At 43.4% G+C, this 12,443-nt stretch carries 8 protein-coding genes; 5 read left to right on the forward strand and 3 right to left on the reverse strand.

What is annotated here, in order from left to right; genetic code table 11:
* Window positions 1–65 precede the first annotated feature (65 nt).
* Window positions 66–3,728 (forward strand): DNA polymerase III subunit alpha, encoded by a 3,663-nt coding sequence (dnaE, locus tag ACMXYT_RS22575; RefSeq protein ID WP_415912669.1) that lies wholly within the window; start codon window positions 66–68, stop codon window positions 3,726–3,728.
* 29 nt (window positions 3,729–3,757) lie between these two features.
* Here dnaE and ACMXYT_RS22580 read toward each other — a convergent pair whose 3' ends face one another.
* Window positions 3,758–4,384 (reverse strand): hypothetical protein, encoded by a 627-nt coding sequence (locus ACMXYT_RS22580; RefSeq protein WP_415912670.1) that lies wholly within the window; start codon window positions 4,382–4,384, stop codon window positions 3,758–3,760.
* A gap of 125 nt (window positions 4,385–4,509) precedes the next feature.
* Here ACMXYT_RS22580 and ACMXYT_RS22585 point away from each other — a divergent pair, with 125 nt between their 5' ends.
* The 4 genes from ACMXYT_RS22585 to ACMXYT_RS22600 all read left to right on the forward strand — a co-directional run bounded on the left by ACMXYT_RS22585 (window position 4,510) and on the right by ACMXYT_RS22600 (window position 11,370).
* Window positions 4,510–5,589: a hypothetical protein gene (locus tag ACMXYT_RS22585; protein ID WP_415912671.1), complete on the forward strand. Its 1,080-nt coding sequence runs from the start codon at window positions 4,510–4,512 to the stop codon at window positions 5,587–5,589.
* Window positions 5,590–5,603: 14 nt separating this feature from the next.
* The gene (gene dnaG / locus ACMXYT_RS22590; RefSeq protein ID WP_415912672.1) at window positions 5,604–7,244 is read left to right on the forward strand and encodes a DNA primase; all 1,641 of its coding nucleotides are present in this window, start codon (window positions 5,604–5,606) and stop codon (window positions 7,242–7,244) included.
* Window positions 7,245–9,494, forward strand: coding sequence for a helicase-related protein (locus ACMXYT_RS22595; protein ID WP_415912673.1), 2,250 nt, complete (start codon window positions 7,245–7,247; stop codon window positions 9,492–9,494). It abuts the gene before it with no gap.
* Between the two features lie 697 nt (window positions 9,495–10,191).
* Complete coding sequence (locus ACMXYT_RS22600) at window positions 10,192–11,370, forward strand: hypothetical protein (RefSeq protein WP_415912674.1); 1,179 nt, start codon at window positions 10,192–10,194, stop codon at window positions 11,368–11,370.
* Between the two features lie 40 nt (window positions 11,371–11,410).
* Here ACMXYT_RS22600 and ACMXYT_RS22605 read toward each other — a convergent pair whose 3' ends face one another.
* Window positions 11,411–11,755: a hypothetical protein gene (locus ACMXYT_RS22605; protein WP_415912675.1), complete on the reverse strand. Its 345-nt coding sequence runs from the start codon at window positions 11,753–11,755 to the stop codon at window positions 11,411–11,413.
* 15 nt (window positions 11,756–11,770) lie between these two features.
* A complete protein-coding gene (locus ACMXYT_RS22610) occupies window positions 11,771–12,412 on the reverse strand; it encodes a hypothetical protein (protein ID WP_415912676.1) in 642 nt (213 codons plus the stop codon).
* Window positions 12,413–12,443 lie beyond the last annotated feature (31 nt).

A 12,443-nucleotide genomic window follows, 5' to 3' on the forward strand; every position in this document is an offset into this window, starting at 1 on the left:
CTGTACAATTCACATTCATAAAGTGGTAGAATTATTAAAACAGTTTTAATTAATCGGTAGGGCTTATGGCGAGCTTTGTACATTTAGATGTTCACACGGAATATTCAATGGGGGACAGTATAGTCCGCCTAAAGCCTTTGCTTAAAAAAGCAGACGAATGTGGGGTTCCCGCAGTTGCTGTATCCGATCCCACTAACTTCTTCAACTCAGTTAAGCTCTATAAGCAAGCACAGGCATCAGGACTAAAACCCATCCTTGGTACATCTTGCGATGTTGTAGATACTGTTACGGGCCAGTCCGGCAAAGCGAGATATTATTGCTTGAATAATGATGGCTATAAGTCTTTGTTGGTGGCTATCAGTGAAGGGTATACCTCACAGCCTCGTGCAGAGGGAACTGTCCCACCGGTTAAAGAAGATCTTGTAGATGGCAATAATGTAATTATGTTGTCAGGCGGGCGTGAAGGGGTGATTGGCCAGCATCTGCTCGCTGGCAAAGTTGAAGATGCTATGGCGGTAGCGCGGCATTATGCAAACAAGCATCCCGGAAATTTTTACATTGAATTGCAGCGCATTGGTCATGAAGATGACAATGAATATGTCCAAAAGGCAGTAGAGCTTGCACGTTCGCTAAGCTTGCCGGTAGTAGCCACCAATGGGGTTAGATTCCTAGAGCCTGAAGATCATGATCATGCACACTTACGTAGTGCGATAGATAAGGGTATTAATGTAGATGAATACCTCCAATTGCATTCCGATGAGATCACGCAGGAGCAGTATTACAAAACCTCTGAACAGATGCAGGAGTTGTTTTCAGACATCCCATCAGCGCTGGAAAATAGTGTCGAGATAGCTAAGCGCTGTAGTATCGATATTGAGTTGGGTAAGTACTACCTGCCTGCATTCCCAATCCCAGAGTCATATGACTTTAACGGCAAACGTATTGAGACTGAGGCTGAGTACCTCAGAAAGATGTCCTTAGATGGGCTTGAGGATCGCTTGGTACAGCTGTTCGGTAAAGATACGGCTGAATACTGGCAGAAAAAGGATGAGTTTCATGAGCGATTGGAATTCGAGCTTAATGTTATTACTCAGATGGGTTTTCCGGGGTACTTCCTAATAGTTGCCGACTTTATCCAGTGGGGTAAGGCAAATGATGTCCCTGTAGGGCCGGGTAGGGGCTCTGGTGCGGGTTCATTGGTTGCGTACGCATTAAAGATTACCGACCTTGATCCCTTAGAGTATGACCTGCTTTTCGAACGCTTCTTGAATCCTGAGCGCGTATCCATGCCCGACTTCGATGTCGATTTCTGCATGAATAAGCGGGATCAAGTTATTCAGTATGTAGCAGACACGTACGGTCATGATGCGGTATCGCAAATTATCACTTACGGGACCATGTCGGCGAAAGCTGTAATTCGTGATGTCGCAAGGGCTAGGAGTTATGCTTATAGCGTCGCTGATCGAATTGCTAAGCAAATTCCGTCTGAACCGGGCATGACCATCACAAAAGCACTTGAACAAAACCCAGCATTGGCTGCAATGTGCGAAAAGGACCCGGACGTCCGTTACATTATCAGTGAGGCACGTAGTCTAGAAGGTCTTGCGCGCCAAACAGGTAAGCATGCTGGTGGGGTTCTGATTGCGGATGGCAAATTAACGGACTTTACCGCCACTTACGCCGACCATAATGGTGAAGGCCTTGTCAGCCAGTTAGATAAGGATGATGTAGAGGGTGTGGGCCTTGTTAAGTTTGACTTCCTTGGCTTACGTACACTTACCATTACCGATTGGGCCCTGAAGTTTGTTAATGATAGCCGTGCTAAGAAAGGTGAAGAGCCACTGAGGATTGAGGATATAAGCCTCAAAGACAAACAATCCTTCGAGCTCTTGAAATCCGCTGAGACAACTGCTGTCTTCCAGCTTGAATCCTCTGGAATGAAGGGGATTATTCGGAAGCTGCAACCTGACTGTTTTGAGGATCTGGTAGCACTGGTAGCATTGTTCCGTCCCGGACCACTCCAATCGGGTATGGTTGATGATTTTATCAACCGTAAGCATGGGCGAGCAGAAGTCTCTTATCCTCACCCGCAATATCAGCATGAATTACTGAAGCCAATCCTTGAGCCAACATACGGGATTATCCTCTATCAAGAGCAGGTAATGCAGATTGCCCAAGTGCTAGCAGGTTATACGCTAGGTCAGGCAGACTTACTGCGTCGTGCTATGGGTAAGAAAAAAGCCGAAGAAATGGCCAAGCAGCGATCAGAATTCATTGCTGGTGCAGAGGGAAACGGCATTGATGGAGATCTTGCTTCAAATATATTTGATCTCGTTGAGAAGTTCGCGGGTTACGGATTCAACAAATCCCATTCAGCAGCGTATGCATTAATTTCTTATCAGACTGCGTGGCTGAAAGCACACTATCCATCAGAATTTATGGCAGCTGTAGCCTCATCTGATATCGATAAAACACATAAAGTAGTGCGATTTATAGATGAGATTCGTCGTATGGGCTTACGTCTTGCGCCACCTTCGGTAAATCGCTCAGAGGTGCTATTTACCGTAGATAATGGAGAGATCATCTATGGTTTGGAAGCCTGTGATGGCCTAGGTGAGTCTGTAACAAAGGTACTGCTTGCTGAGCGCGAAACGGGTGGTCCGTTCCGGGACATGTTTGATTTGGTCAATCGTGTAAAGGTATCAAAAAAGCAGTTAGCTACCATGATTAAAGCGGGCATGCTGGATGAGTTTGATACCAACAGGGCATCATTAATGGCATCTATTGATGTCGCTCTTGAGGCTGCAAAGCAAGGGCGTAAAGAAAATGATGCACAGGATGATCTATTTGGCGGCCTTTCTGCGGCAGAAGAGTTGCATACATTGGTGGAGGCCAAGCCATGGTCCCGACAAGAATTGTTGCGCAACGAAAAAGAGGCTTTGGGTTTGTATTTTTCTGGCCATCCGACCGATGAATACCGTGAATCCTTAGAAGGAGAGATTACTGATACCCTTTACAACATCACCGAAGGTAACATTCAGACTAAGCAGGGGGTAACCAAGACCTCTGATTCGAGTGACTACGTGGGTAAAAATGTTTCTGTGATTGGTAGTATTGCCGATCTGGAGCTTAAGGCCACTAAGAAGGGCAATCGCGCAATATTCAAGATAGATGATGGCACCTCCATGGTTAAGGTAAATGTGGACGCTAAAACCTATACTGAGTGCCAGTACATGCTGGGTGAGAACTCGCTGGTCATGCTGGAAGGTGTATTGAAGTATCACAGTGAGTATGGCTACAGTATTGCTGCAGAAGACATTATAGAGATCACAACGTATCGGCAGAAAAAGACAGCTGAGATTCGAGTTGAGGTCCCTCAAGGTCTTGATGTGCACTTGGCCGAAGCGAGAGACATCATTCAGGCCAATGAGGCCGGTTTTACGCCAGTATTGCTAATTGAGAAAGGTGTGAATGGTGAAAGGATGCCACACCCACCGTTATCAACATCATATACCCCTGACTTAATCCATCAGCTAGGCTGTTTGTTTGGGGAAGATAATATATCAGCATTAACCAAAACGCAGGTTGAGGCAGACCCTATTAAGTGTAATGTGGACATGTCGAGTCTCTATAAGGTGGATGGTGCACTGGTGGATGAAGATGCATGGAAGCGTAAAGTAACTCAGTTACTTGATGAGGCCGAAGACTTGATGGGTTTGGGTATGTAAGGCGGTTTTCCGCCTCACACTTCGCTGCGTTAGATTGACGTGTGAATCCAATAATCCTTTAATCGCTGCAATAGCTTGTACTCAAATTGATACTTATCTGTATCACCTACCAATTCACATACAGCTTTATTGACCAGATTGACAGCAACTGGGTATAGGGTTGTTTCGTCAGCTTTTGTACGGCGTTTGCCTTGAATAACATTAAAGATCTGGAAAGTAATAATACTGTCCTCAATAGGCGTTTTGAGCGCACGCTCTAACGTATCAATTTCAGGATCAGCCAGTTGGCGACAATTAATCATCCCAAATGCAACAAAACGGGGGATGTTGTACTCCACCCCAGTATCATCATGAGTAACGACGGTGCACATGAGTTCCATATTGGAGATGGCGCGTTTAAGGGCATCCTGAGAGAAGCGGGTTTCGACATCGCCGCCAACCTCAATAATCCTTTCTGCTTTAGTAAACAGTTGGGCAGCATAAGTTTGCATGTCATCAAATTCAATCTGATGCCCCTGTATTTGCTTATCGTGAAGAAAGTAAAAAAGCAGATCATTATACTCATCGGTAACTTTATGATTGCTAGCCCCCTTGGTGTTATGGGCCTTAAAACGAAGGTAGTGATGATTCCATGTACCTTTTAGCTTCTCTTTCATTATGATGAATCCCGTAAAAACTTGACTTTATAAATAATATAATATTAAAGAAGAGTTGACTAGTTATTTAAATAGCGTTATATTAAATACAACTAACAATAATAAGAAAAAATTGGGGTTGCAACATGTCTTCTCTGAACGTAAGGAGCGAGATACTGTCGCTCGTAAAAAAAGCATGCCGTGGGGCTCATGCCGACAGGAATGTTAAAATCGTAAGCAAGCACAAAGGTTTTGATGGTGGAGGTGGTTGCCCTCTAGAAAAGACGGGGGAGGAGCATGGGTTAACACGTGAGCGCGTACGTCAGGTTGTTGTGAATGCGCAGCGTGAAATGGGTGAGCTTGAGATGCCCGTAAAACTACTTAAAGCAGCGAAGTTAATTAACTCACTAGTGCCCGCATCAGCAGATCGAATTGAGTCAGCTCTTCAGGATGAAGGCCTTATTACGAACCGCTTTAAGATTGAAGGAATCATTAATGCCATTAACATGGTTGACGCCACGGCACTTGGTGGTGCTCGGATTGAAAAAGAGCGTGGTGTAAGGTTTGTTGTATTACCAAGTCAAAAAGGGTGGCCAAAAAAGTTTTTGTCGATAGCGGGTAAGACTGTTTCACACAACGGCACGGCAGATATTAATAGTATTTGTGCGCAAGTTCATGGATTGGAGCAAGATAGAGTACTTCCATTTGTCAAAGATGTTATAGAGATCCGTGAGGATATTTGTTACATCAGTGAGGGGCGTCGATTCTTTTTCCTAGAAGGGAAAACAAACTGCGTATTATCCCGTGTTAGGAAGATATTCGTTTACGGAAGCAGAGCGCACGTTTCCAATGTACTTGAGGGCATTAAGCGATCTTGGCACAAGGATGACACTGAGTACGTAAAGTCACAGATCCCTGAAGTTAATGTTTTAAAGGAAATGCTGATAGCAACGGGTGAGTTTGTGATAGAAGAGGGTGATTGGATCGTCGCTATTGCAAATAAATCTTATAACGATAAAAAACTTCTACGCCCTTATGAAATAAAAATCGCTAAAGAAATCATGCTTGGATACAAAGGGCGTGAGCGGGAGAAGCGCCTCGAGGATGCAGTGGTTCGCAATATTAGCAAAAAGCAAAGCTTTTCGATGGCGCTGAACTATTCACCAATTTTATTCAAAGAAGAGTATGGCGTTTACCGATTAGTGGTTGAAGATGATTCCAAATAAAAGGATAAAAATCTTTGTCAAAAGTTTTCCAACAAATACCAGATGATGTACTGGATGATTTAAGGCGCAGAGTGCGCCTTACTGATGTCATAGGGCAGTTTGTTCAGCTAAAAAACGCTGACAAGAAAAATGCATCCGCTTGCTGCCCATTTCATCGGGAAAAGACGCCCTCATTCACTGTGGAGAATGAAAAGGGAATGTATTACTGTTTTGGCTGTGGCGCTGGCGGTAATGTATTTTCCTTCTTGATGGAACATCAAAGCCTAAAGTTCAGGGAAGCTGTTAAGTGGGTCGCTGACCACGTAAACTACGATTTAACCCCGCATCTGAAAAAAGAAGCTATATCTCAAACTGACCACATTCAAATAGCGCTCAGTAAGGTTGCTGGCCTTTATCGTGTCTGCCTTACTGAACCTGCCGAAAAAAACAAAAAGCTTTCTGAGCCTGCCTTGCGATACTTAAAAGATAAGAGAGGGTTTAGTGATGAAGCTATTGATAATTTTCAGCTAGGTTATGCTTATCAGAGAGGAAATGTAGTTGCCTCAAGTCGAAAAATCTCCGATCTGGAAGCCTCCAAGTCCGGCTTCCTGAAGCAGATGGGGCTTGTAGATAATGATGGCCGGAAATCTTGGGACAGAATGTCAGCGCGGATTATGTTTCCAATACGTAATGAGCGTGGAGATATTGTTGCTTTTGCGGGTCGAGACATTACGGATACAGCGCGGAATAAATACTTAAACACTAATGAAACGCAGTACTTCAATAAGTCAAAAATCTTATACGGATTGTATGAGGTTAAAAAGGCACATGGCAATAAAATCATTGATAGTCTGGAAGTGCTGGAGGGGCAGTTAGACGTTGTTCGCCTATACCCCTATGGTGTTTGTTTGATGGGGTCCTCACTCACACATGAGAATCTTGAATTGCTCTTTGCGCATACAAAGCAGGCAGTATTTGTATTTGATGGTGATAATGCGGGTCGAAAGGGCCTGAGGACATTGTTTAAGCAGGTGATTGGACAGCCAAAATATCTATTAAAGGATGTAAGAATAAGGCTTCTGCCTGAGGATGAAGACCCCGATAGTTACATAAAACAGTATGGCGAGTCCGCCTACTTCGAATTGAAGACCCATTCTTTTATCGAAGCCATGTATCTATCAGGGATTGCACAGGCGAAGAAGAAAGAACTCTCCACACATGACAAGTGGGTTGTGATATCTGATGTCTGCAATCTTATTGCAAAAGTCGATAATTCGGGCCGTCGCTATGCTTTGTGTCATGAGTTGGCAGAAGTCAGTGAGCAACCTATCCAAGAGATACTCAGTTTGGTGTCAGCCGCGGCAGTAGAGCTAATGGATGACATTAAGCAAAGTGAGTTGGTACCACAGTTCTTTTGGGCCCTTATATGTAAGCCGCAAATTTTGGCAGATATTGATCTAATGCACCGCCTGTATCAGCGGTTACCAGAGAGTAAGGTTTCAAAGATTATTCTTCGGGTCATTATGCGTGCAGAGAAGGAAAATCTTCCGTTAAGTCGTGGTTTGTTGCTTGAGGAGCTATTTACTTCCAGTCCGGAAACGATAGCTCAACTCTCTGGTCGAATACGCCAGCAAAAACCTATCCCTGTAGAAGTGTTATTGGAGAAAATGCAGTAAGTGAATGCTTTAAACACGCACATTGATGGGGTTACGGATGAGTTCTGGGGCGCAGTAGGTGAAATGGGTATTAGTACGCCTGTTGATCTATTGATGAACTTCCCGAAAAAATATAACGATTATACAAAGCCCCTTACATCACTAGCCGATATGATGGGTAATTGCTTTGGCCAGTATGTAATAGCTACCTTGCGCGTGGTAAAGAAGGGAGCAATAAAGCGTAAAAAGGGTCGTCCGGCCATGATGACCGTAACACTGACGGATGGTCTTCAAAATGCAACAGCAACAATTTTCGGTGGAGTTCAGGCATGGAAGGATGTTAAGTCATTAGATTTTGTATTTATTCGAGGTAAGGTTGATCAATGGGAAGGAATGGTCTCATTTAAAAGTGCGATGTTAATTCCGCCCGCAGATCATAACCGAGTCGCACCTGTCTACACAGGCAAGAAAGATGTAATGACCCCGGAAACACTAAGGCGCAACACACAACTCGTGTTATTTAGCAATGTGCGAGATGCTGTAAAGCATATCGAAACAGAAATGGGTGCGTCTGAGTTTGATATGCGTAAAGAGGTCGATTTTCCTTATCCTAATTTAGAATCTTACCTAATGGATGTGCATATGCCGGTTGATGTGGACTCAATTGAAAAGATTGAAAAGGCATCACAAATCATCAACTGTTATCAGCTGTACAATAAAATCAAGCACACGCATACCTTAGTAAGGGATATGCGTAGTGTAATCCCTTGTGATGAAGGGCTTATTCAAAAGATCGCATCTCGATACCCTTTCCCTCCCACAAACTCACAGCGTGAAGGGATTGAGGAAATGGCGAAGTTATTGGCAGCTAATGAACCCATGAATGCTATACTTCAGGGTGATGTAGGATTCGGCAAGACAGTACCTTATCTCACACTGGCAGTAATGGCCTATTTCTTTGGGAAGCGGGTGGCTATCTTTATCCCAAATATCATGTTGTGCCGTCAGGTAGCAGATGAGCTACAAAAACATCATAGCGACGTCAGTATTAACCTGATAATTGATGATGAAAAGCACCCCAAAACATATGATGGCCAATCCATTGTTATAGGCACATCAGCGGTACATGGTTGGATGAAGAAGGCAGGAGCAGGGCATGTATTCGATTTTGTTATAGTAGATGAGCAGCAGAAGATGTCTGTTTCGCAGGTAAATGATCTGTGTTCAGATTACACAAACCTACTAGAAGCAACGGCAACACCGGTTCCCCGTACAATGGCGTTGGCTGCGTTCGGCAACAAGAAAATATTTTCGTTAAAAGAATGTCCAGTAAAAAAGGACATTCGGTCGGTATTATTAACACAAAAATCAAGAGAAAAAATACAACAAAAAATCATAGAAACGGTTAAAAATGGCGATAAAGCGGCCATAATCTACCCTTCTAGGGAGCGAAATGAGCATATTTACAGCTTTAGTGTGCCTCATGCAGGCCTTGAGCTTGAGTCATTGAAGGGTTTTGGGGCAAAAAAACCCTATTTTTTGATGCCAAATGATCCGTATTACAATCCAAAAGAGGGGATTAAGCTGAATTTAATTGCCACACCCAAGCAGGCTAAGGTAATCAAAGAGCATATCAGCACCCAATACGATGATGATATTAAATCAAAAAAAACGGATTCTGCCCCCTATCTGACAAATATTTTAAATAAAAGGAATGTCGAAGAGGCGGCTAAAGACTGGGAAAAGCAATTCCCGGGGAAAGTGGCAAAATTACATGGAGGTATGAAAGCGAAGGAAAAGCAGGAGGTTATAAGGAAAATAGCGGATGGCACCTACTCGTTCATTGTTTCTACAACAGTCATTGAGGTAGGTATGAATTTTCCCGGATTGAAGCTATTGGTTACACTGGATTCAGATAACTATGGTTGTAATACACTACACCAGTTGAGGGGCCGTATTGCAAGGGATGGCGGAGAGGGATTATTTATCATGTTAATAAATAAAGATCCATCGACCTTGCAGACCCACTCCTTGGAGAGATTAGCAGTAGTGAGGGATACTAACGATGGCACTCTTCTGGCTGAGATGGATATGGAAATGCGTGGGTTTGGAGATCTTGAGAAGCAAGGTCTAAAGCAGGCTGGCTATTCTAAGGGTGTAATTTCTAAAACAAAAATTACACCACAAGGAATGAAGGGGTTTATTGAGAGCTTGAAAATACCTTTCGAACCCGTCGTAGACCTAGGAAAATCGCAAGCAATCCTTCTTTAGCTGCATGCCTAATCAGTGGTTTTGCGTAATTTAAATTTATTTTAAAAAGGGGATTATTAACTAGAAAATAGATTTTCATTGCCTTCGTTTCAACAGCGGTAATTGAGGTTGGTATGAATTTCACCAGATTAAAGCTTTTGGTTGTACTGGATTTAGCTAACTATGGATGTGATACACTGCGCCAGTAAAGGGGCCATATTACAAGGGATGGCGGACGGGGCTTATTTATCATGCTAATAAAAGGCACATCGACCTTGCGGACTCACTCCTTGAAGCGGCTATCTGTGGTGAGGGGCACTAACTACGGCACCCTTATAGCAGAGATGAATATAGGTATGCGTGGGTTTGGAGCTCTTGAGAAGTAAGGTTTAAAGCAAGCCGGTTATTCTAAGGGCGTAATTTCTAAAACAAAAATTACACCACAAGGAATGAGGGGCTTTATTGAGAGCCTAAAAAACGCCCTCGAACCGGTCCTAGACCTAGGAGAAACGAAAGCCATCCTAATTTAACTGTATGGGCATACAGTGACCCGATGCAATTTATATTTATTTTAAAAAAAAGGGATTATTTGCGGAAAAATAGGTCTTAGTGATTTGACTTTTTATTATTTCGCCATATACTTTAAACCGTTAATTAAATTTAAATTGTTTTAATGGATTTAAAATTAAAAGTGCCAAGAAGGCATCAGGAGTTGAAAATGGCTAACAAAGTAGGTCGCAAAGCAGACTCTCCACTGGTTAAGGCAAAGCGTCAAGTGCTGAAAACTATCGATGCGATGGAAGACCTCCAGAAGAAAATCACTCTGCAAGTTAGCGCCACTGAGGCCGAGGGTGGGGCAGAACGCTCTGCTGAGTTGGTAAAAGTATATAAAGAGCGCCTAGCGGTTGCAGAAATGATGCACGCTGCGCAGGTAGAGAAGAAAGCATCTCGCCGTGGTAAGTTTGATCTAGAAAAGCAGGACAAGAAAAACTCCGCTGAATACAAGGCTTTTGATGCAGCCTATAAAAAGGCTAAGAAGAAAGAAGATGCGCAGATAGATAAGATGGCAAGACTTCCTTATCTAGGTATGACCAAGGAAGAGTGGGAGCAAGATGGCGCTGCGATCTTATCAGCTCGCGGCTTGGGTAGACCTCCAGTGCCAATGGAAGTTGAGTTCTATAGAGCGCGTGATGCATTTAACGAGGCGTTTGGCGAGCTTCAGATCGCTGCAAAAGCTGAAAATGTTGAACTTCCATCTACTTTTGATGAAATTAAGGCATTTATTAGAGCTGAAGCAAGCGAGATTAAGAGTAAAGCGGGGCGTAAGTCTCATGGCTTGCTGGGTGAGCTTGACTCTAAGCTCAAGCATCAGCTTAGAAAGCTGAAAGATGCAGAGGCACTCCCTGATCAGGCGCCAGAGCCAACAAGCACTCGTGGTCGAACTCCAATCCCTAAAGCTGAGCGCTTAAGGATTGTTAATGACAAAATTGCAGAACTAAATGCAATGATTGCTCAGGAAGAATCTAAGCTGACTGGTGAAGCCAAGAAAGAGCGCCAGATTAAGAAGCTGAAAGATGAGCGTTATGCTCTGCGCTTAATCCTGAAGACTACTAAGGATGCTGTAGCGAAGCAGAATCTTAAGAAGGTTGAGGCTAAAATTGCTAAGCTTGAAGGCAAGTCTGTAGCAAAAATCACGGACTCAGCACCTCAGAAAGCTAAGACTAAGGAAGATGTAGCTGAGGAGCATATGCAGAAACTTCAGGCTGAAACCACGCAGATTGAGGAAACTTACTCAGAAACTGAGTCTCAAACTCAAGGCGATAAGGTTGGCGGTCATCAGGTAGGTCTTAAAGATCGACTGGCGCGATTTGCTCAGAAGCAGCAATCAGCAAGATAATTGCTAAGAGTGAAAAAAAGGGAGGCATTACCTCCCTTTTTTAATGCTTGTAATAAGTCCAATAGCTCAAATTGAATACTTGTTTAATGGCATGTTTGTTGTTGCGGTTTTTGATCAGCATTGCAGCAACATAAAGTGCAATTAAGGAGAAGAAAGCAACCAAGATGATGGAATACAGAGGGTAGACTTCAATTCGGCCTTCAGCAAGGAGTTTTAGTACAGGACTCTTTATTTCCTCAAAAGGCATGCCTTGATTGAGTTTATTGACAGTATTTATGATCACAAACTTATTTGCGGTTGCCATAAGATATGAAAAAAATAGTCCGATTATTCCGATTAGCGCACAGGCTGAAGCGCTAATTAGTCGCTTAGATTTCTTAGTCATTTTTATCCTCAAATATTACATTCTTGGGGTCATTTGAGGTGAGTTATACTCACGCTCAGGTTTAGGTTCAGGGGTGAGTTCTGGAGTAAGTTCTTCGCCGCGCTCAATGGCAGCTTCTTGCAGGGCGGACTCAGGGGCCCGTGTCATGGATGCAGTTACTTTTCCTAGCATTCCCGACATGGCCATATCCAAGCCCGGCATAGAAAGGCGCAAAGTGTCCTTTATGTTCATGTTAATCTCGGCAAGTTTTTCAGGAGTATGGTTTTCAAAATCACCTTTTGCCATGGTGCCAAGCTCAGATTTAGCCAAATCTTCTACGAGCTTCGTATGGGTCATATCTGCAATATCCATGATCTGAGGGTTTTGCGCAAGCGTATGCAGATCCATAGGCATATCGTTAGGAAGTTTACTTACGGCAGCAGACATGGCATGGGTGCTAGACATTGCATTTGCAGTCATCATCATCCCTGTATAATTACCTTCAGCTTCATAGCTGTCGTAAAGATCTTTCAGAGCATGCATCATCTCCTCTAGTTGTTCTTTAAAGTCTTCGCAGTCAGGCGGCCCTTCGGATTGGGTACCAAATTTTGTAAACAACTGCTTTAGCATATCTACGACTGCCTTACCGGCATCTTTTACGTGACTTAGTAAGCTCATGATGGAACCTAGTATTTTTATTATTCAAGTT

Origin of the sequence: Neptuniibacter sp. QD37_11 (genome assembly GCF_047778105.1) — a bacterium.
Lineage (GTDB): Bacteria > Pseudomonadota > Gammaproteobacteria > Pseudomonadales > Balneatricaceae > Neptuniibacter.